This window comes from Thioalkalivibrio versutus, assembly GCF_001020955.1.
GTDB classification, from domain to species: domain Bacteria; phylum Pseudomonadota; class Gammaproteobacteria; order Ectothiorhodospirales; family Ectothiorhodospiraceae; genus Thioalkalivibrio; species Thioalkalivibrio versutus.
Map to the genome: position 1 here is coordinate 1,963,925 of NZ_CP011367.1, position 21,219 is coordinate 1,985,143.

Here is a 21,219-nt window from a genome sequence, read left to right on the forward strand (position 1 = left end):
TCGGTGGCGGCCCGGCGCGGTGGCCGGGCCTTTGTTCAGTTTGCTTGGTCGTACGTATTCGGTGCCCGCTTGCGGGCGGGCCTTACTGGCAGGCCTCGCAGTCCGGATCGAGGATGGAGCACGCCTTGGGCGCCTCCGGCTCGGACGCCTGCTGCCCGCCGGAGACGGCGTTCAGCTTGTTGGCGCGCGAGGAGTCGGCCACGGTGCTCTTCTCCACGTGGGTCGCACCCATGGAGCGCAGGTAGTAGGTCGTCTTCAGCCCGCGCACCCAGGCCAGCTTGTACAGGGCGTCCAGCTTGGGCCCGGAGGGCTCGGCCATGTACAGGTTCAGGCTCTGCGCCTGGTCGATCCACTTCTGCCGGCGCGAGGCGGCCTCGACCAGCCAGCGGGTGTCCAGCTCGAACGCGGTGGCGTACAGGGCCTTGAGGTCCTCCGGCACGCGGTCCAGCGGCTGCACGGAGCCGTCGTAGTACTTGAGGTCGTTGACCATGACCTCGTCCCACAGCTCGCGGTCCTTCAGATCGCGCACCAGGTACGGGTTGATCACGGTGAACTCGCCCGACAGGTTCGATTTGACGAACAGGTTCTGGTAGGTCGGCTCGATCGACTGCGACACGCCACAGATGTTGGAGATGGTCGCGGTCGGCGCGATCGCCATGGTGTTGGAGTTGCGCATGCCGACCTTCTTCACCCGCTTGCGCAGCTTGTCCCACTCCAGGCGCTGGGTGCTGTCCATCTGCAGGTAGTCGCCGCGGGTCTCGGCCAGCTTTTCGACCGAGTCGATCGGCAGGATGCCCTGGCTCCACAGGCTGCCGGGGAAGCTCTCGTAGCGCCCGCGCTCCTCGGCCAGATCGGTCGAGGCCTTGATGGTGTAGTAGGACACCGCCTCCATGGAGGCATCGGCGAACTCCACGGCGGCCTCGGAGGCATACGGCAGGCGCAGCTTGTACAGCGCATCCTGGAAACCCATGATCCCCAGGCCCACCGGGCGGTGGCGCATGTTGGAGCGACGCGCCTGCGGCACCGAGTAGTAGTTGTAGTCGATCACGTTGTCGAGCATGCGCATGGCGGTGTTCACGGTGCGCTCGAGCTTGGCCTGATCCAGCTCGCCGTTGTCGCCTATGTGCGCGGCCAGGTTGATCGAGCCCAGGTTGCACACCGCGATCTCGTCGTCCGAGGTGTTCAGGGTGATCTCGGTGCACAGGTTGGAGCTGTGAACCACGCCGGTGTGCTGCTGCGGGCTGCGCAGGTTGCACGGGTCCTTGAAGGTGACCCACGGGTGGCCGGTCTCGAACAGCATGCCGAGCATCTTCCGCCACAGGTCGACGGCCTTCATGGTCTTGTACACGCGCATCTCGCCGCGCGCGGCCTTCTCTTCGTACTCGCTGTAGCGCTTCTCGAAGTCGGCGCCGATCAGGTCGTGCAGGTCCGGCGCCTCGTTCGGGGAGAACAGGGTCCAGTCGCCGTCCTCGGCCACACGCTTCATGAACAGGTCCGGGATCCAGTTGGCGCTGTTCATGTCGTGGGTGCGGCGGCGGTCGTCGCCGGTATTCTTGCGCAGCTCGATGAACTCCTCGATATCGATATGCCAGGTCTCGAGGTAGGCGCACACCGCACCCTTGCGCTTGCCGCCCTGGTTCACCGCCACCGCGGTGTCGTTGGCCACCTTGAGGAACGGGACCACGCCCTGCGACTTGCCGTTGGTACCCTTGATGTGGGCGCCCATGCCGCGCACGCGGGTCCAGTCGTTGCCCAGCCCGCCGGCAAACTTGGACAGCAGCGCGTTGTCGCGGATGGCGCTGTAGATGCCGTCGAGGTCGTCCGGGACGCTGGTCAGGTAGCAGCTGGAGAGCTGCGGACGCAGGGTGCCGGAGTTGAACAGGGTCGGCGTGGAGCTCATGAAGTCGAACGAGCTCAGCAGGTTGTAGAACTCGATCGCGCGCGCCTCGCGGTCGATCTCGTTGATCGCCAGGCCCATGGCCACGCGCATGAAGAACGCCTGCGGCAGCTCGAAGCGCGTGCCATCGCTGTGGATGAAGTAGCGGTCAAACAGGGTCTGCAGGCCCAGATAGGTGAACTGCAGGTCGCGCTCGGGCTTGAGCGCGGCACCCAGGCGTTCGAGGTCGTAGCGGGTCAGCTCGCTGTCGACCAGCTCCAGCTCGGCAGCCCGCTTGATGTAGGCACCGAAGTAATCGGCATAGCGCTCGGCCAGCTGGGCCTGGGTGGCCTCTTCCGGGCGGCCGTGCACGAAGCTCAGGGCCTCGCGGCGCAGCGCGTCCATCAGCAACCGCGCGGTGACCTCGGAGTAGTTCGGCTCCTTCTCGATCATCACCCGCGCGGCCATCACCAGCGCGGTGGAGACATCCTTCTCGGCCACGCCGTCGAACAGGTTGCGGCGGGCCTCGGTCAGGATCTTCTCGCCATCCACCTGCTCGATGCCGGCGCAGGCCTCGGCGACCACCGCCTGCAGGCGGTCCTCGTCCAGCGGGGCCAGGGTGCCGTCGGCCCGGGTCACGTTCAGCGTGGCGGCCTCGGCTTGTTCGTCCGCACCCTGCTCGGCGGCCTCGGCGGCGCGCTTCTGCGACTGCTGCTCGCGGTAGATCACGTAGGCCCGCGCGACCTTGTGGTGGCCGCTGCGCATCAGCGCCAGCTCCACGTGGTCCTGGATATCCTCGATGTGGACCGTCATGCCCTGGGTCCCGGCGCGGCGGAACAGGCTGTCCACCACCTGCCCGGCCACTTCCTTCGACACCTCGTGGATGCGACGGCTGGCCGCGGCATTGCCGCCCTCCACCGCGAGGAAGGCCTTGGTCACCGCGACCTCGATCTTGGAGGCATCGAAGCCGGTCACTTTGCCATTGCGGCGAATCACCTGGTGCTGGCCCGGGCTGGTCGCCAGGACCTCGGCCGACGGTTCGGCTTGCGGCGGGTACTGGGTGCCCTGCTGGGCTGTGGCAGTATGGGAATCGCTGTGCATGACGGGCCTCGCGCTGGTGTTGGATCGAACGTGAGATACTATAGATCGGGGATCGAGAACTGCATAGCCACTAGATATAGTGGCTCCCGGAAGAACAAACCGCGCACAAGCCGTGGGCAAGCTGTGGATAAAAACGCCCATTCCCCGTCCTGTCGCCATTCCTGGCGAGGCACCCCGGTTATCCACCAAACGCCGATGTAGTGACTCCCCGCCGGGTGCCCGCGGCCCACGCGAACATGAAAATGTTTTATGGCCCGCGATTACCGAATCGGTATCGCGCGCGGGGACCGCTTTGGGGCATCCACGTCCGGCGTGGCGATGTTGGACAAAGACCCGCCGCGTCCCAATAATCCCCGCCTTATCGAACCCGTATTTTTCGCGTTGCCGGCCACCCTGGCAGCGCCAGCCGTATTCATCGTATCGACAGGGAGTACCGCATGAGCGACGCCAAGGACCCATCCGACAAGAAGAGCAAGCAGGCCGGCAAGAAGGACGCCCCCAAGGCCGCCGTCGCCACGGGTGCCATGCAGGCAGCCGCCGGCGCCGTCTCGCTCTCCTCCGGTAGCGACACCGCGACCCAGCCGAAAAAGGGCGGCAGCGAGAAGGCGCCGCGTCACTGCCCGCTGCTGATCCTGGGCTCCGGCCCGGCCGGCTGGACCGCCGCCGTCTACGCCGCGCGCGCCAACCTGAACCCGGTGGTGATCACCGGCCTGGAACAGGGTGGCCAGCTGATGACCACCACCGACGTGGACAACTGGCCCGGCGACAACGACGGCGTGCAGGGCCCCGAACTGATGGAACGGATGAAGAAGCACGCCGAGCGCTTCGACACCGAGGTGATCTTCGACCACATCCACACGGTGCAGCTGAAGGACAAGCCCTACCGCCTGATCGGCGACTCCGGCGAGTACACCTGTGATGCGTTGATCATCTGCACAGGCGCCTCCGCCCAGTACCTGGGGCTGGAGTCCGAGACCACCTTCGCCGGCAAGGGCGTGTCCGCCTGCGCCACCTGTGACGGCTTCTTCTACCGTGGCCAGAAAGTGGCGGTGATCGGTGGCGGCAACACCGCGGTCGAGGAGGCGCTGTACCTGTCGAACATCGCCTCCGAGGTCACCCTGGTGCACCGGCGCGATTCGCTGCGCTCGGAGAAGATCCTGCAGGACAAGCTGTTCGAGAAGGAAAAGAACGGCAACGTCACCATCGAGTGGAACCACACCCTGGAAGAGATCCTCGGCGACGAGACCGGCGTGACCGGTGCGCGACTCAAGAGCACCGAGTCCGGAGAGACCAAGGATCTCGAGCTGATGGGCGTGTTCATCGCCATCGGCCACAAGCCGAACACCGACATCTTCCAGGGCCAGCTGGATATGGCGGGCGGCTACATCAAGGTACAAAGCGGGCTGGAAGGCAACGCCACGGCCACCTCCGTGCCGGGCGTGTTCGCCGCCGGCGACGTGATGGATCACGTTTATCGCCAGGCGGTCACCTCCGCCGGCACCGGCTGCATGGCCGCACTGGACGCGGAGAAGTACCTGGACAAGCTCGGTTGATCGCGTGAGCGCCGAGGGCGACACCCAGGCACCGGACCCGTCGGAGGACGCCACGGGCCACACGGCGGAGCGCGTCGAGCTGCGTGACGGCCTGGCCGCGGTGGACCCGGCCGCCTGGGACGCCCTGACCGGCGGCACCGAGCCGTTCCTGCGCCACGCCTTTCTGGAAGGCCTGGAGCGCCACGAGTGCCTGGGCCGGCAGTTCGGCTGGTTCCCGCAGCATGTGCTGATCTTCCGCGAGGGCCAGCTGGTCGCGGCGGCCCCGGCCTATGCCAAGACCAACAACTACGGCGAGTTCGTGTTCGACTTCGCCTGGGAAGGCGCGTGGAACCGCCACGGGCTGAACTACTACCCCAAGCTGGTCGTCTCCGTGCCCTACACCCCGGCCACCGGCCCGCGCCTGCTGGTGCACCCGGAGGCGCCGGACTTCGATCACCTGCGCACCCTGCTGGTGCGCGCACTGGTCACCCGCGGGCGCGAGCTGAACGCCTCCGGCGTGAACATCCTGTTCCCCAATCAGGACGATCTGGACGTGACCCGCGAGCTGGGCCTGGCCGAGCGCATGGGCTGCCAGTACCACTGGACCAACGCCCCTGACGGGGGGTACGCGGACTTCGACGCCTTCCTGGGCGCGCTCAGCTCGAAAAAGCGCAAGAACATCAAGCGCGAACGTCGCCGCGTGCAGGAGGCCGGGATCGTCTTTCGCACCCTGACCGGCGCCACCGGGCAGGCGGAGGACTGGGCGCGCTTTCACCGCTTCTACGTGGATACCTTCGAGAAGCACATGGGCATCCCGACGCTGTCGGAGGCCTTCTTTGTCGAGACCGCGGCCGAACTGGGCGATCAGGTGGTGCTGTTCGAGGCCCGGCGCCCCAGCGCGGCGGATCCGGATGCGACCGAACCGGACGCGAAGGCAGACGGCGAGACCATCGCCGCGGCGCTTTGCTATCGCAGCCACGACACCCTGTACGGGCGCTTCTGGGGCTGCACCGAGGAGCTGGCCGACCTGCACTTCGAGACCTGCTACTACCAGGGCATCGAATTCTGCATCCGCGAGGGGCTGGCCCGCTTCGAGCCGGGCGCCCAGGGCGAGCACAAGATCCCGCGCGGCTTCCTGCCCACACCCACGTACTCCGCGCACATGATCCTGACCGAGGGCTTCGAGCAGCCCGTGCGCGACTTCTGCGAGCGCGAGGCCCAGATGATGCGCGCCCAGTGCGAACGCCTGCACGAACACTCGCCCTATCGCCAGGCCCATTCCGATGATGTGCCCGACCGCTAACCCGAGCCCGGCTCGCTGCGGCCGTCATCCCGGCCACAGCGCCCCACCTCGTCATTCCGGCCGTAGCGCAGCGAAGAGCCGGGATCTCCCGACCCAGGAAACAGGCTCGCCAACTGGACCTTCTCCGCACTCCGGGATCCCGGATCGCCCTGTGGGAACGGGCTTGCCCACGAAGCCCCTGCCCGCGCTGGACACCCCCACACCCCATTCGCCTGCAAGCAGGCTCCTACAATGCCGCCGGCACACCGACACCCATCATCCCGGCCGCAGTACCCCACCTCGTCATCCCGGCCGTAGCGCAGCGAAGAGCCGGGATCTCCCGACCCAGGCAACCGGCTCGCCGACTGGATCTTCTCCGCACTCGGGGATCCCGGATCGCCCTGTGGGAGCGGGCTTGCCCGCGAAGCCCCTGCCCGCGCTGGAATCTGGCCGATGGGGGCCGCGCCAACGCCCGATCGCGCAGGGGGCTGCGCTCCTACAGGGCTCCGGACGCCCACCCCCACCTGTAGGAGACCAGCCCTCTGGCCGTTGGGGGCACGCCCCATGACATCCGGCCCCCAGATCACCCTGCCCTGGCTCGATCCGGAGCATCCGGAGGCGCCGTTTCCGGACCCGGCGCAGGCGTTGCCCGAGCCCAACGGGCTGCTGGCCGCCGGGGGCGATCTCTCCGTGCCGCGTCTGCTAAATGCCTATCGCTCCGGCGTATTCCCCTGGTTCGAGGCCGGGCAGCCAATCCTCTGGTGGAGCCCGGACCCGCGCGCGGTCCTGGAGCCGGGCCACTTCCGCCTGCATCGCAGCCTCAAGAAGGCGATCCGCAATCGCGGTTACACGGTGAGCTTCGATCGCGCCTTCGAGGCCGTCATCGAGGCCTGCGCCGGCCCCCGTGACTACGCCGATGGCACCTGGATCACCACCAGCATGCAGCAGGCCTATATCGCACTGCACCGCTCGGGCCACGCGCATTCGGTGGAGGTGTGGGACGGCCCGCGCCTGATCGGCGGGCTTTATGGCGTCGCGGTCGGGCGGCTGTTCTGCGGCGAGTCGATGTTCTCGCGCGAGCGGGATGGCTCCAAGATGGCGCTGGCCTGGTTGTGCCGCCACCTGGTCGCCTGGGGCTGGCCGCTGGTCGACGTACAAATGGAGACCGCCCACCTGCGCAACCTCGGGGCCATCACCCTGCCCCGCCAGGCGTTCATCGACCGCATCCGCGAAATCGCCCGCGAGCCGGTCGAGCCAGGCCCATGGCGGACCGACCCGGCCCTGAGCCCCCTCGACCCCGACTGGAACACCCCCCGATAGGAGCCTGCTCGCAGGCGAAGCCCCTGCCATTGTCGGACGCGGGCAGGGGCGTTCGCCTGCAAGCAGGCTCCTACCGGGAGATCCGCTCTCGGGCAGGGCCACTCCCACACAGACGGCCGGACTCGATGAACCCTGACACCGCGCACGACGCCGATTCGGGTGGCCCCGGACGGAGATCGCCGCGGCGCTGCACGCCTCGCGATGACGGGCATGTGGGGCACCTCCCCGCTCCCGTCACAGCGAGGAGGCGCAGCCGAAGTGGCAGTCTTTTGGGGGCCACCCCGGCCCGGGGACCGCGTCGGGAGATCGCTTACAGCCGCTCGCGATGGCGAGTGACGCGACCCTGTCGTTGCGCAGCCCCGCAGGGGCCGAGGCCAGCTCCGGAAGCAGGCTCGGCGCACGGGGCACCCATTGCCCTCGTCGCGAGTGCTTTATACTCGCGGGCCATTGGGGAACCGGGCGGGAGATTCGGGTGGACAAGGCAGAATCAAGGAAGACGCGGCGGGCGGTCGTCGCCATTTTGCGGGCCGGGCTGCTGCTGGCGCTGGCAGCCATCACCGCTGGGTGCTCCATGCTGTCGCCCTCCCCGCCCGATGACCAGAGCAACATCTGCGAGATCTTCCGCGAGCAGCCGCGCTGGTACGATCATGCGCGGGATTCCGAGCGGGAATGGGGCACGCCGATCGCGACCCAGATGTCGTTCATCCAGCAGGAGTCCTCCTTCCGCAGCCACGTGCGCCCGGACCGCGAGCGTCTGCTCGGCTTCATCCCGTGGAGCCGCCCCTCCTCCGCCCGGGGCTATGCCCAGGCCCAGGACCCGGTCTGGGGCGAGTACCAGGACGATGCCGGAAGCCGCTTCGCGCGACGTTCGCACATGAAGCACGCGACCGACTTCATCGGCTGGTACAACGCCCGCACCCAGCGCATGACCGGCGTGTCGTTGTACAACTCGGAACACCTCTACCTCGCCTACCATGAGGGCCAGGGCGGCTATAACCGCGGCAGCTACCAGAGCAAGCCGCAGGTCCGGGCCGCGGCCCGCCAGGTGGCGCAGCGCGCCGACCGCTACGAGTCCCAGCTACAGAGCTGCGAATCCGAGTTCCGCTGCCGACGCTTCTACCAGGTCTGGCCGTTCTGCCGGCAGTAGCCGAACCGACGAACGCCATGCCTGCCCCGGGAGATCCCGGATAACCGCTGCGCGGTTTCCGGGATGACGGTGCTTTTGGACGCGGGCACGCGCCCCAAGCCCAGCATCCCGTCATCGCGAGCGCCGCGAAGCGAGCACCCCACGCGTCCCCGGCGCCGGGGTAACCCCGACAGACTGCCACGTCGGCTACGCCTCCTCGCAGTGACGGACAATGAACTGGCCGGGCGCGTCACAAATCCCGTCATCGCGAGGCGCGCAGCGCCGTGGCGATCTCCCGACGCAGCCACCGGCGCCGGGGCACTCCCGGAAGCCAGCGACGCTACCTGCGCGACTCGCGGTGGCGGAGCCCCTCGCTCCGAGCGCAACGCGTGACGGCCGCACTTGAGGGAACCTCGCCGCCTGTGTTCCAGTCTTCCGGGACACCCCCTTTGGCCGAGACAAGGACGCACCATGAGCGACAATCCCACCGCAGGCTTTCGCTTCAACCACACCATGCTGCGCGTGAAGGACCCGCAGAAGGCGCTGGACTTCTACCAGCGCGTGTTCGGCATGGAGCTGGTGAAGACCCTGGACTTCCCGGAGTTCGAGTTCACGCTCTACTTCCTCGCGCAGCTTGGCGAGGACGAACCGCAGCCGCCGAAGGACGCCGGCGAGGCCACCCGCTGGATGTTCAGCCAGCGCGGCATCCTTGAGCTGACCTACAACTACGGCACCGAGAACGACGCGGACTTCCACTACCACGACGGCAACGAGGAACCGCAGGGCTTCGGCCACATCTGCTTCTCGGTCCCGGACCTGGACGCCGCCGTGCGCTGGTTCGACCAGAACAACGTCGAGTTCGTGAAGCGCCCCGACGAAGGCGGCCTGAAGGACATCGCCTTCGTGAAGGACCTCGACGGCTACTGGATCGAGATCCTCGAACCCGCCCGCCTGACCGGCCTGGGGAACTGATCGAGGGCCCAGACACGCGCCCCAACCCAAGCGCATTGGGAGCTACACCGGAGCTCAAGGTCGCTCGTCTCGCGTGGCGTCCGGGATGCCCTGTGATTACAGCCACCTCCGCATCCTCGTCATCCCGGCCGTCGCACAATGAAGGGCCGGGGGCTCCTGACGGACGGCTGCCCCAGCGCCGGGGCAGCCCCGACAGACTGCCGCGTCGGCTGCACCTCCCCGCAGTGACGGGATCCCACCCGCTCGGCCACGAACACCACCCCGTCACCCCAGCCAGACCGTCACACTCCGTCATCCCGGCCGTAGCGCAGCGAAGAGCCGGGATCTCGCAAGTCGAAGCCATCCATCCGGCCAGATCCCGGCTCACCGCTTCGCGGTGTCCGGGATGACGGAGGAAATCGGAAATGCCGGGCGGACATGTCAGGGGCCAGACGTGCGAAAGGGGCCACTCGGGCCCCTTTGCAGGATTTGGCGGAGAGTGAAGATTACGCCCGGCTGCGCCGGTCGCCCTTCGGGCCGCCTTCGCTACGCTGCGGCGTTCCGGTGTCGCTACGCGCCACCGGTCGAACCATCGTTCTTGTATCTCGGGTTCGAATCCCGGAAATCTCGGGGGCCAGACATGCGAAAGGGGCCACTCGGGCCCCTTCGCAGGATTTGGCGGAGAGTGAGGGATTCGAACCCTCGATGGGCTTTTGACCCATACTCCCTTAGCAGGGGAGCGCCTTCGACCACTCGGCCAACTCTCCGGAAACGCGGCACAGGATAAGGCCTTGGGCCTTCAAATGAAAGGCCCGGAAGGCTGATCGCAGCCTCCGGGCCTTTCGCTTTCCTTACGGGAGGTTCAGTCGTCGCGTGCGCCTGCCGCGGCACCACCCGCCCCAGTACCACCGCCACTGGAGTTCTCGCCGCCGCCCTCACCACTGGCGACGTTCGCTTCACGCTGAATGCGCTGAAAGATTTCCTCGCGATGGACCGCGACGTCCTGGGGTGCGTTGATGCCGATGCGGACTTGATTGCCCTTGACCCCCAGGACGGTGACGGACACATCATCGCCGATCATGAGGGTCTCGCCCACACGCCGAGTCAAAATGAGCATGCTCTTCTCCGCAGTGCCTGTGTCGGACGGAGTCGGTCGTCCGGTAACCGTTTTACGGTCTGTCATCCTTAACCGTCCTCCTGTTGACCGACTGGGGTCTGTTCGAGTTCAAACGCATCGTGCAATGCACGCACTGCAAGTTCGAGGTACTTCTCATCTACGACCACGGAGATCTTGATCTCCGAGGTGGAGATCATCCGGATGTTGATGGTTTCGCGCGACAGGGCCTCGAACATCTTGCTGGCGATGCCCGCGTGCGAACGCATACCGACCCCGACCACCGAGATCTTCACGATGTGCGTATCCCCGGACACCTCGCGGGCGCCCAGCGCTTTCGCGGCCGCCTGCAGGATCTCCAGGGCCTTGTCGTAGTCATTGCGATGGACGGTGAACGTGAAGTCGGTGGAATTATCCGCCCCGACGTTCTGCACGATCATGTCCACCTCGATATTGGCGTCCGCGATCGGGCCGAGGATGCGATGCGCGACCCCCGGCTGATCGGGGACGCCCTGAACCGTCAGCTGGGCCTCGTTCTGATTGAACGCGATACCCGCAACCAGCGCCTGTTCCACTTGCGCATCCTCCTCCGTGGTAATCAGGGTTCCCGGGCCTTCCTCGAACGAGGACAGCACTCGTAAAGGGACGTTGTACTTGCCGGCAAATTCCACCGCGCGGATCTGCAGCACCTTGGAGCCCAGGCTGGCCATCTCCAGCATCTCCTCGAAGGTGATGCTATGCAGGCGGCGGGCCGTCGGCACCAACCGCGGATCGGTGGTGTAGACGCCGTCGACATCAGTATAGATGCGGCATTCGTCGGCCTTCAGCGCCGCGGCCAGCGCCACCGCGGTGGTATCCGATCCGCCCCGGCCCAGGGTGGTGATCGCACCCTCCTCGTCCACACCCTGGAAACCGGCCACGACCACGACGCGCCCGGCCTCGAGATCGCCGCGCACCCGGGCATCGTCGATGCTGCGGATACGGGCCTTGTTGTGCGCACTATCCGTACGGATGGTCACCTGCGCCCCGGTGTAGGACCGCGCATCACAGCCCCGCGCCTCCAGCGCCATCGCCAGCAACGCGATGGTGACCTGCTCCCCGGTGGACAGCAGCACATCCAGTTCGCGACCGTCCGCGCGCGGATTCAGTGCGTGCGCCAGGCCCAGCAGGCGATCGGTCTCGCCGCTCATCGCGGAGACCACGATCACCAGCTGATGGCCTTCCTCGCGCAGCTTCAGCGCGCGTTCCGCCACCGCCTGGATGCGTTCGGGCGAGCCCACCGAGGTGCCGCCAAATTTGAGTACCAGCAACGCCATTTCAAGATTCCGTTCCGTGCCCGGTCCTTGCGACCGTCCGGACAGGGCGCACCCCATCCATTAGCGTTTACTTAAGAAGCGGGCATTAAACACCAACTGGCCGCCGCATTAAAGCCCACCGCCCCGGCGAACCCCGCGCAGGGCCCCGTCATTGCGAGGCCCCGACGGGGCCGTGGCAGCCTCCGTCCAAAACCACCGGATCGCGCCGAACCCTCCGGCACCGGGGCTGCCCTCGGAGATCGCCGCGGCGCTACGCGCCTCGCGATGACGGGGATGGACGATCGATCAGGCGCGTTCGCGCACCCAGGCCTCCACCGAGGCCAGGGCCGCGTCCAGCTTGTCCGGGCTCTGGCCGCCGGCCATCGCCATGTCCGGACGGCCGCCGCCCTTGCCGTCGACCTGCGTAGCGACATGGCCCACCAGATCCCCAGCCTTGAACTGGCCGGTCTCGGCCTTGGTCACACCTGCCACCAGGCTGACCTTGCCCTCGCCTGTCGCGGTGCCCAGCACCACCACAGCCTTGCCGAGCTTCTGCTTGAGCTGGTCGACCATGTCGCGCAGGGCCTTGGGCTCCACGCCCTCGACCTTGGCGGCCAGCACCTGGATGCCGTCGACATCCTTGGCCTGCGAGCCGAGGTCGTCGCCGGCCTGGCTCGCCAGCTTGCCCTTCAGCTGCGTGACCTGCTTCTCCAGCTCGCGGGTGCGCTCCTGCAGCTGGGCAACCTTGTCGGCCGCCTCGCCGGGCCCGGCGCGCAGGCGATCGGCGATCGCGTCCAGGTGGCCGATCTGCTCGTCCACCCAGCGCAGGGCGACCTCGCCGGCAACCGCCTCGATACGCCGGATGCCCGCGGCCACCCCGCCCTCGGAGGTAATGCGGAACAACCCGATGTCGCCGGTGCGATCCACGTGCGTGCCACCGCACAGCTCCACCGAGGTGCCGATCTTCAGCACGCGTACGCGATCACCGTACTTCTCGCCGAACAGCGCGACCGCGCCGGACTCCATCGCGGAGTCGATGTCCATGACGTTGGTATCGGTGGCCTCGTTGGCCAGGATCTCGGCGTTCACCTGGGCCTCGATGGAGCGCAGCTGTTCTTCGGTCAGCGGTTCCATATGGGTGAAGTCGAAGCGCAAACGATCCGGGTCCACCAGCGATCCCTTCTGTTGCACGTGGTCGCCCAGCTGATCGCGCAGCGCCTTGTGCAGGAGATGAGTGGCCGAGTGGTGGCGGCGGATGTTCTCGCGGCGGGGGCCTTCCACCGCGGCCTGCAGGGTCTGGCCGCGCTCCAGTGTGCCGGCGCGGACCTGGCCTACGTGGATGTGCGCCGCACCCTGCTTGCGGGTGTCGGAGACCTGGAAGCGCACGCCGGAACCGCTGAGCGTACCGACATCGCCCACCTGGCCGCCGGACTCGCCATAGAACGGCGTGCGGTCCAGTACCACCAGCCCCTCGGCACCGACTTCCAGGCGATCGACGGCCTCGCCATTCTGGTACAGCGCCAGCACGCGGCCCTCGTCGTCCACCGTCTCGTAGCCGGAGAATTCGGTCGCGACATCGACCTGCGGCAGGCCGCCGTCGTCCATCGAGAAGTGGCTGGCCGCACGGGCCCGTGCACGCTGGCCGGCCATGGCGGACTCGAAGCCCTCCATGTCCAGCTCCAGGTCGCGCTCGCGCGCAATGTCGCCGGTCAGGTCCACCGGAAAGCCGTAGGTGTCGTAGAGCAGGAAGATGGTCTCGCCGGGGATCACCTTGCCCTCGAGATCGCGCAGGTCCTCTTCCAGGATCTTCATACCCTTGTCCAGGGTCTCCAGGAACTTGCGCTCCTCCTTCTCCAGGGCCTTCTCGACCTGGGACTGCGCCTCGGCCAGTTCCGGGAAGGCCTCGCCCATCACGCGCACCAGGTCGCCCACCGTCTGGTAGAGGAAGGCATCCTGCGCACCCACCTTGAAGCCGTGGCGCGCGGCGCGGCGGATAATGCGACGCAGCACGTAGCCACGCCCCTCGTTCGACGGCAGCACGCCGTCAGTGATCAGAAAGGCGATGGAGCGGATGTGGTCCGCGATCACGCGCAGCGAGGCGGAATCCTTTTCCGTCGCCCCGGTTACGCGCGCCGCGGCCGCAATCAGTTCCTGGAACAGATCGATCTCGTAGTTGGAGTGAACGCCCTGCAGCACGGCGGCCAGACGCTCCAGGCCCATGCCGGTATCCACCGACGGGCGCGGTAGCGGGTTCAGCGTGCCGTCCGCATCGCGGTCGTACTGCATGAACACCAGGTTCCAGATCTCGATGTAGCGATCGCCGTCCTCGTCCGGCGAACCGGGCGGGCCACCCGCGACCTCCGGCCCGTGGTCGTAGAAGACCTCGGTGCAGGGGCCGCAGGGGCCGGTTTCGCCCATCTGCCAGAAGTTGTCGGAACCGCCGTCAGGGTCGTCGCCGATGCGGATGATGCGTTCGGCCGGGACCTTGATCTCGTCGGCCCAGACCTTGTAGGCATCATCGTCGGTCTCGTAGACCGTGACCCACAGCTTTTCCGGCGGCAGGCCGATGGTGTCGGTCAGGAACTGCCAGCAGTAGTGGATCGCGTCGCGCTTGAAGTAGTCACCGAAACTGAAATTGCCCAGCATCTCGAAGAAGGTGTGGTGCCGCGCGGTGTAGCCGACATTCTCGAGATCGTTGTGCTTGCCGCCGGCGCGCACGCAGCGCTGGCTGGACACGGCCCGGGTGTACGGGCGCTTCTCGCGCCCGAGAAACACATCCTTGAACTGCACCATGCCCGCGTTGGTGAACAGCAACGTGGGGTCGTTGCCGGGCACTAGCGGGCTGGACGGCACGATCGTGTGTCCGTGCCCTTCAAAGAATTCGAGGAAACTCCGGCGAATGTCGGCGCTTTTCATGCGGTTCCGATAGCAATGGGGTCAAACCCGGAATGCTATCACGCAAGCGCCCCACCCGCGTATTGCCGGGCCCGTCTTCCGGCCATCTTCCTCGTCATTGCGAGGCCCCCAAAAGGGGCCGGAGCGATCGTTTGGGACATGCCCCGCCGCCGGATCCGGTGGCCATGGACACGGATTGCTTCGTCGCGATGCTCCTCGCAATGACGGGGCTCGAGAAACGTCATTGCGAAGGCCCGAAGGGACCGTGGCGATCGCTGACGGTTCGCGCGACGTCTGAATCGGGTGGCTCTGGACGCAGATTGCTTCGTCGCAGAGCTCCTCGCAATGACGGGGCAAGAACAACGTCATTGCGAGGAGCGCAGCGACGAAGCAATCTCCATCGGGACCCAACCGATGCAAGAACCACGACTCCGGTCGCCTATCGCCGGGTCCCGTAGGACCCGGGAGCCCTCCAACGCCTGACCGATACTCAACCCACAATATCGTCGAACAGGTCGCGCCACTCGGGGTTCGTCTGCTCGATCAGAGCGACCTTCCTGCGCCGCGGACCCGCTTTCAGCTGCTTCTCGCGCTCGATCGCGGAGGTCATTTCCTCACAGGATTCGAACCAGACGAGCCGATGCAGACCGTAGCGACGGGTGAACCCGGACGCCTCGCCCGAGCGATGCTGCCAGACCCGCTGCACCAGGTTGCTGGTCACCCCGACATAAAGCGCCCCGTCACGGCGGTTGCTCATGATGTAGACACAGGGCTGTTTCATCGCTCCCTCCCTGGGCGACAGGGCATGGGCACTCACCGGCCGAGAATCCTTTCGGCCGTTTACTACGGGGACGCTAGCACGCCCCCAACACCAGCACGTCATTGCGAGGCCCCGAAGGAGCCGTGGCAGTCACTGGCGGTTTGTTCGACGCCTGGATCCGGTGGCTCTGGACGCAGATTGCTTCGTCGCAGAGCTCCTCGCAATGACGGGGCTCGAGAAACGTCATTGCGAGGGCCCGAAGGGACCGTGGCAATCGCTGACGATTCGCGCGGCGGCTGGATCCGGTAGCTCTGGACGCAGATTGCTTCGTCGCGGAGCTCCTCGCAATGACGGGGCTCGAGAAACGTCATTGCGAGGCCCTGAAGGGACCGTGGCAATCGCTGACGGTTCGCGCGGCGGCTGAATCGGGTGGCTCTGGACGCAGATTGCTTCGTCGCGGAGCTCCTCGCAATGACACTGGGTCTCAGGGCTCGCCCTTCCAGGCGGCGAGGGCCTGGTGGGCGACACCGCCGGGGAATCCGCGACCCGCGAGGTGGCGAAGATAGCGGGCCTCGTCCTCGCGGGTCTCGGGCGGGTGGCGGAAGTGGCGTTCGAGCTGGCCACGGGCCTGGTCGATCCAGTCGATCTCCAGGGCATCGATGGCGGCGTTCACGGTGTCGTTGCCGATGCCGTTGTGGGCCAGTTCGGCGCGGATGCGCTGTTCGCCGTAACCGTGCTCGGTACGGTGGCGGGCCATGAAGTCCGCGTAACGGGTATCGCTCAGATAGTCGAGCTCGCGCGCACGCTCCAGCGCGGCGTCCACGGCATCCCGTTCGAAGCCGCGCTCACCGAGCTTGCGCGCCAGCTCCAGACCGGAGTGTTCACGCCGAACCAGCAACCGCAGGCCCACCTCAAGCGCAGCCTCGGGGTCGGCCGGGTCAGCCTTGCTCCTCGACCGGGGCATCGACCGGCACGTCCTCTACCGTGGCCTTGTTGCGCTTGGGCAGCAGGCGTTCGCGCAGCGTCTTTTCGACTTCCTCGGCGATATGCGGATTGTCCTTCAGGTACTGGCGGGCGTTTTCCTTGCCCTGGCCGATGCGCTCGCCGTTGTAGCTGTACCAGGCGCCGGCCTTGTCGATCAGGCCTTCCTTCACGCCCATCTCGATGATCTCGCCAACGCGGGAGATGCCCTCGCCGTAGAGGATCTCGAAATAGGCCTCGCGGAATGGGGGCGCCATCTTGTTCTTCACGACCTTCACACGGGTCTCGTTGCCGATGACCTCGTCGCCCTTCTTGATCGCGCCGATGCGGCGGATGTCCATGCGCACGGAGGAGTAGAACTTGAGCGCGTTGCCGCCGGTGGTGGTCTCGGGGCTGCCGAACATCACGCCGATCTTCATGCGGATCTGGTTGATGAAGATGACCAGCGTGTTGGAACGCTTGATGTTGGCGGTCAGCTTGCGCAGGGCCTGCGACATCAGCCGCGCCTGCAGGCCGACGTGGGAGTCGCCCATCTCGCCCTCGATCTCGGCCTTGGGCGTGAGCGCAGCCACGGAGTCGACGACCACGACGTCGATCGCGCCGGAACGCACCAGCATGTCGGAGATCTCCAGGGCCTGCTCGCCGGTATCCGGCTGCGAGACCAGCAGGTCGTCCACGTTCACACCCAGCTTTTCGGCGTAGGTCGGGTCCAGTGCGTGTTCGGCGTCGACAAACGCAGCCGTACCGCCGGCCTTTTGCGCCTCGGCGATCACCTGCAGTGTCAGGGTCGTCTTGCCCGAGGACTCCGGCCCGTAGATCTCGACCACACGCCCGCGCGGCACACCGCCGATGCCAAGCGCGATATCCAGTGCCAGGGAGCCCGTAGAGATCGCGGGGACGTCCACCGCCTCCTGATCGCCCATGCGCATGACCGCGCCCTTGCCGAATTGGCGTTCGATCTGCCCGAGTGCGGCGGTCAGGGCCTTCTTGCGATTGTCGTCCACGGTATGCCTCCCGATACTTGCTGCGATGGTTTCCGACCCGTTGCCCAAGACGGGGCGGATACGGGGCCGCAGTATCCCACAGGGCGGGGAGTGACCCAACCCGTGATCGTGCAGGGACAAAGGACTTGCCCAAGACACACGCGGCGCGGGAGGCAAGCCGCCTGGTCTGCGGGCGGGACGCTTGGGTTGGCCCGGGTCACGGCCCCGGGCCAACGAATCGGGCACCCGTCACCGATCCATGGGGTTTCCGGGCTCGTAGGGACCCGCAGCGGGGGGCACGGCACGACGCCTCCGGGTTTCGTCGTCGTGCAGGTGAACGTCCATCTGCGGAAAAGCGATCTCGATCCCCTGTTCGCGGAAGCGCTTGATGATCGCGGTGTGGAGCCCGCTCAGCGTGACCAGCCGGTCCGCCATCTGGCAGACGAACACTCGCAGTTCGAAATTCAGCGCGTTATCGCCAAACCGGAGGAAATACACTACCGATTCGGGATCCTCCAGGACGTGCGGGTCTTCGTGGGCCACCTCCAGCAGGGTCTCCCGGACAAGATCGACATCGGACGCATAGCTGACCCCCACCGGGATCACCAGCCGCGTGGTGGTGTCGCTCAGAGTCCAGTTGATCAGATGGTCGGAGATGAACGTCTTGTTGGGAACGACGATCTCCCGGTTGTCCCAGTCAACGATCGTGGTAGCACGACCCCGGATCTTCGATACCGTCCCGCTGTATTCGCCAACGGTGATGGTATCGCCCACCCGGACCGGGCGCTCCAGCAACACGATCAGCCCGGCAACGAAGTTGGCCACGACCTCCTGCAGACCAAAACCCAGACCGACGGTCAGCGCCGCCACCAGCCACTGGATCTCGCTCCAGCGCAGGCCCAGCAGCGAAAACACCACGATAACCGCCACCACGGCCAGCAGATAGCGCAGGAGCATGGTGAACGTGTAGCGCCCGGGCGCATCCATCTGCGTGCTGCGCGACAGCAGGATCTCCACCAGCCCCGGCAAGTTGCGCGCGGACAACAGAAACAGCAGCCCCAGAAACCCGGCCAGCAACAGATCCTGGAGGGACACGCTGGTGAGGATCTCGCTCTCGCCGATCTCGATCGTGCGCGACCACAGTGTGATCCCGTCCAGCCAGGCCAGGGCCGGCAGGATGTCCGACCACACCCACAACAGCCCCACTACCGTGCCGCCCAGCGCCGCCACCCGCAGCAGCGTGCGGCTTTGCAGATTGACGTCCTCCATGCTCAGCTGCGGCTCGGGGACGTCCAGCCCAGTTTCGCCGCCGCTGCCGCCCTCGGTGACTGCCTCCTGCTCGCGCCGCTCGCGGTTCCGGAGCAGCGCGAGCCGCATCTCTCCCAGGACGAGCCACCGGGCCGCCAGGCTGTAACCAAGACCGACAACAATCAGCACCAGCACCGTCCCGATCAGATGCCGCAGAAGCTCGGCCACGGTGTACAGATAACCGGCCAGGGCAAGGGCCGCCAGGCCCACCACCATCACGATCACGAGCCCCCGCAGCAATAACCGGCGGCGCTCGTCCAGCGAGCCGCCTTTCGAACCGTCCGGGACCGGCGCCAGAAGCAGCCAGGCCACCATCGCAAAATTCACGATGACCGCCAGGAGTGCCAGACGGCCATAAAGATCGAATACCTCGTCGCTCGGGTGCCCGAAGGCCAGGGCCACGAACAGGAACAGCAGGGTCTGCACCGGAAGAAACCAGTGCAGGTGACGATACAGACGCGTCAGCAATGGCTCGGGCCAGCCGAAATGCACGGTCCCGACCCCATGGCGGCTGATGAAGAGCAGCAGGAGGTGGCCCGCCATCCACCACACCGAAACCGTGATCAGTGCCAGGGACAGGACCTCCACTGCAAAACCCGGCTCCGGGACCGCGTGCAACTGGAATGAGAGAGTCAGCAGCAGAAACGGCACGGGTAAAACGCGCAGCAGACTCCACCCCAGGGCCCGGACGGTGACCGCAATACTGTCCGTGTAGCGGTGACGGGTCGTTTCGGCGAGACGCTCCAGATGCCGGTGGACATTGCGCCCGGCGAGATACATCAACCCCGCCACCAGCAGAATGAACCCGATGAACCATGGCCGGTGCAGCGTCTGGCGCAGGAATGTCTCCCGCAACTCCGCCCAGGCGGCGGGGTCCACCAGCGCCAGGGTCGCGGCCGGCGCCCGCTCGAACCACGCGACCCCGACCGGGGAATGGCTTGGCCACCAGAGCAACGCTTCTTGCAGGATCCGGTCGAGCTCCGCCACCAGATCGACGACCGCACGCAGCCGCAGGTCGGCCTGGCGCAGTTGTTCGGTCCGCGCCTCCTCGGCATGCAGCTCCGCATTCAGGGTCTGGCGGCGCAGCTCGCGCAAGGCCGCACGGGCCGCGGGTTCCCATTCCGCCACCGGGTCCGCCGGAAGCACAGCCAGACGCTCGCGCAAGCTGATGGTCCGTAACTGCGACTGCGCCAGCTCCCGCTCCAGATCACGTAGCTGGAAACGGACCTGGTCAAGATCGCGCAGGCGTCGCTGCTCCTCCAGGAAGACCCCACCCAGCGCCTCGGTCAGACCACTGATCTCCAGACGCTCGTGGACATGGGACAGGGATTGCGCCAGTTCCCGCTCGACCCGGACCAGCCGGTCACGCTCATACTGCAGGGTGCGGGTCTGTGCCTGGGCCTCCGCGATGCGGTCGAACGCCGCATGCAGTTCCTCGATTTCCTCCGTATGGTGCAGCTGCGCTTCCGGCTGACGCTCCAGCAGGGTACGCAGCTCCGCCCGCAGTTCCTGCAGTTCCTCGCTGGACAGTTCGGTCAACCGGACCTCCAGCCGACTCTGAAGGACACTCTGCCAGCGCGCCTCCAACTCCAGACCGCGGATCAGCAGGCCCCGCGCCTGCATCCGCGGCGGCAGCGAAACGGCATCCAGCTGCGCCGCAAGCAGGCGAGCATCCGCCTGTCGCGCCCGGGCCTCCTGCACGGCTGCGTGAGCCTCCGTCCATTCGACCTCCTCGGGCAGCGGCTGTGGCCCGTCCTCCAGCTCCTGACGCTCCCGGCGCAGGCGTTCCAGGGTCTCCGCCTGAACCTCCGCCTGCTCTTCCAGTTGCGCGTGCAGGATGCGCTGGTCATCGAGTTCCGCTTCCAGTCGCTCGCGGTCGCGCCCCACCCGTTCCAGCTCATCCTCGATGCGGCGGATCGAGACCTCTTCGCCCAGCCCGGCCGGGAATGCCCCGACCCCGTCCAGACCCTGTTCCAACTCGCCCAGACGCTCCGGCACCTCCCGGGCGGTGGTCGCACGGTCCAGCGCTCCCCGCACTCGCTCCACGGCCGCCTGCTCGTACTCGCGGGCCTCCTCCCACAGTGCCCGTTCCGCTTCCGCCCGGTCCTCGTCAGCGCTGCGCGCCTCGAGCTCGTCCAGCGGACTGGCCTCCAGCCACTCCTCCGCCGGCTGGGTATCCACGGCTTCCAGAAGCTCGGGGAGACGGTCGCGGAAAACGGCCAGATCGGCCTCCAGGGCCGCCACTTCCGCCGGGCTGACCACAACCGGCGAGGATGACTCCGGATCCGCGTCCGCCCCCGCCAGTGGACCGGCCACCAACCACAACAACAGGGCGATCCCAAGAAACGCGAGCCGCCACGTCCGGCGGCACTTGTTGCATCCGTCGATCCTTCTCATGATCTACCTGTCCGCGAACCCGCCCGCCGTCGACTTGCGATCCCGCCCCGCCCGGCATACTCCGCGCGTTCCGGGGCATACGACCTCCGTATGCACAACATATACCGTATACCGCGTTGCCCCGGTTCGCCTGCCCGGTTCTGTGACTGCGTTAATCCCGCAGCGGTATCCGCGACCGCGATCCCGGCGGCCATGCAACCCCGACGCCGCGGAACGGACGCCGGCACACACCCGCGCAATCGGGCCCCCGCCCCGAACGCGGCCCACACAGGCGTGACCCCGCACACGTTCCGGCGCG

Annotated in this window: 13 protein-coding genes and 1 tRNA gene; 5 read left to right on the forward strand and 9 right to left on the reverse strand. The window is 66.9% G+C overall.

Annotated features, from left to right (window positions below; translation table 11 throughout):
* Positions 1–82: 82 nt before the first annotated feature.
* The gene (locus tag TVD_RS09145) at positions 83–2,977 is read right to left on the reverse strand and encodes a ribonucleoside-diphosphate reductase subunit alpha (protein WP_047251429.1); all 2,895 of its coding nucleotides are present in this window, start codon (positions 2,975–2,977) and stop codon (positions 83–85) included.
* A gap of 437 nt (positions 2,978–3,414) precedes the next feature.
* Between TVD_RS09145 and trxB the strand changes: the two genes are divergently transcribed.
* The 5 genes from trxB to gloA all read left to right on the forward strand — a co-directional run bounded on the left by trxB (position 3,415) and on the right by gloA (position 9,209).
* A complete protein-coding gene (trxB, locus tag TVD_RS09150; RefSeq protein WP_047251430.1) occupies positions 3,415–4,530 on the forward strand; it encodes a thioredoxin-disulfide reductase in 1,116 nt (371 codons plus the stop codon).
* A gap of 4 nt (positions 4,531–4,534) precedes the next feature.
* Positions 4,535–5,812 (forward strand): GNAT family N-acetyltransferase, encoded by a 1,278-nt coding sequence (locus TVD_RS09155; RefSeq protein WP_047251431.1) that lies wholly within the window; start codon positions 4,535–4,537, stop codon positions 5,810–5,812.
* A gap of 543 nt (positions 5,813–6,355) precedes the next feature.
* On the forward strand, positions 6,356–7,111 hold the full coding sequence (aat, locus tag TVD_RS09160) for a leucyl/phenylalanyl-tRNA--protein transferase (RefSeq protein ID WP_047251432.1): 756 nt from the start codon (positions 6,356–6,358) through the stop codon (positions 7,109–7,111).
* Between the two features lie 520 nt (positions 7,112–7,631).
* On the forward strand, positions 7,632–8,258 hold the full coding sequence (locus TVD_RS09165) for a transglycosylase SLT domain-containing protein (RefSeq protein ID WP_018177061.1): 627 nt from the start codon (positions 7,632–7,634) through the stop codon (positions 8,256–8,258).
* Between the two features lie 450 nt (positions 8,259–8,708).
* On the forward strand, positions 8,709–9,209 hold the full coding sequence (gloA, locus tag TVD_RS09170) for a lactoylglutathione lyase (protein WP_047251433.1): 501 nt from the start codon (positions 8,709–8,711) through the stop codon (positions 9,207–9,209).
* A 655-nt stretch (positions 9,210–9,864) separates the two neighbouring features.
* Here gloA and TVD_RS09175 read toward each other — a convergent pair.
* The 8 genes from TVD_RS09175 to TVD_RS09210 form a co-directional block, all read right to left on the reverse strand.
* Positions 9,865–9,955, reverse strand: a tRNA-Ser gene (locus TVD_RS09175).
* A 95-nt stretch (positions 9,956–10,050) separates the two neighbouring features.
* Entirely contained in the window at positions 10,051–10,305 is a 255-nt protein-coding gene (gene csrA / locus TVD_RS09180) for a carbon storage regulator CsrA (RefSeq protein ID WP_018144301.1), read from the reverse strand.
* A gap of 68 nt (positions 10,306–10,373) precedes the next feature.
* Positions 10,374–11,618, reverse strand: coding sequence for an aspartate kinase (locus TVD_RS09185; RefSeq protein WP_047251434.1), 1,245 nt, complete (start codon positions 11,616–11,618; stop codon positions 10,374–10,376).
* Positions 11,619–11,903: 285 nt separating this feature from the next.
* Positions 11,904–14,513, reverse strand: coding sequence for an alanine--tRNA ligase (gene alaS / locus TVD_RS09190; RefSeq protein ID WP_047251435.1), 2,610 nt, complete (start codon positions 14,511–14,513; stop codon positions 11,904–11,906).
* 469 nt (positions 14,514–14,982) lie between these two features.
* Positions 14,983–15,273 (reverse strand): GIY-YIG nuclease family protein, encoded by a 291-nt coding sequence (locus tag TVD_RS09195; protein ID WP_047251436.1) that lies wholly within the window; start codon positions 15,271–15,273, stop codon positions 14,983–14,985.
* Between the two features lie 463 nt (positions 15,274–15,736).
* A complete protein-coding gene (locus TVD_RS09200) occupies positions 15,737–16,216 on the reverse strand; it encodes a regulatory protein RecX (RefSeq protein WP_047251437.1) in 480 nt (159 codons plus the stop codon).
* Positions 16,191–17,237: a recombinase RecA gene (gene recA / locus TVD_RS09205; protein WP_018144305.1), complete on the reverse strand. Its 1,047-nt coding sequence runs from the start codon at positions 17,235–17,237 to the stop codon at positions 16,191–16,193. The genes TVD_RS09200 and recA overlap by 26 nt, the downstream gene beginning before the upstream one ends.
* Before the next feature lie 228 nt (positions 17,238–17,465).
* Entirely contained in the window at positions 17,466–20,786 is a 3,321-nt protein-coding gene (locus TVD_RS09210) for a mechanosensitive ion channel domain-containing protein (RefSeq protein ID WP_240472308.1), read from the reverse strand.
* Positions 20,787–21,219 lie beyond the last annotated feature (433 nt).

Coding starts and splice junctions, on each gene's coding strand:
- TVD_RS09145 (WP_047251429.1), bottom strand. CDS start 2,977: ATGCACAGCGATTCCCATACTGCCACAGCCCAGCAGGGCACCCAGTAC.
- trxB (WP_047251430.1), top strand. CDS start 3,415: ATGAGCGACGCCAAGGACCCATCCGACAAGAAGAGCAAGCAGGCCGGC.
- aat (WP_047251432.1), top strand. CDS start 6,356: ATGACATCCGGCCCCCAGATCACCCTGCCCTGGCTCGATCCGGAGCAT.
- gloA (WP_047251433.1), top strand. CDS start 8,709: ATGAGCGACAATCCCACCGCAGGCTTTCGCTTCAACCACACCATGCTG.
- csrA (WP_018144301.1), bottom strand. CDS start 10,305: ATGCTCATTTTGACTCGGCGTGTGGGCGAGACCCTCATGATCGGCGAT.
- TVD_RS09185 (WP_047251434.1), bottom strand. CDS start 11,618: ATGGCGTTGCTGGTACTCAAATTTGGCGGCACCTCGGTGGGCTCGCCC.
- alaS (WP_047251435.1), bottom strand. CDS start 14,513: ATGAAAAGCGCCGACATTCGCCGGAGTTTCCTCGAATTCTTTGAAGGG.
- TVD_RS09195 (WP_047251436.1), bottom strand. CDS start 15,273: ATGAAACAGCCCTGTGTCTACATCATGAGCAACCGCCGTGACGGGGCG.
- TVD_RS09200 (WP_047251437.1), bottom strand. CDS start 16,216: ATGCCCCGGTCGAGGAGCAAGGCTGACCCGGCCGACCCCGAGGCTGCG.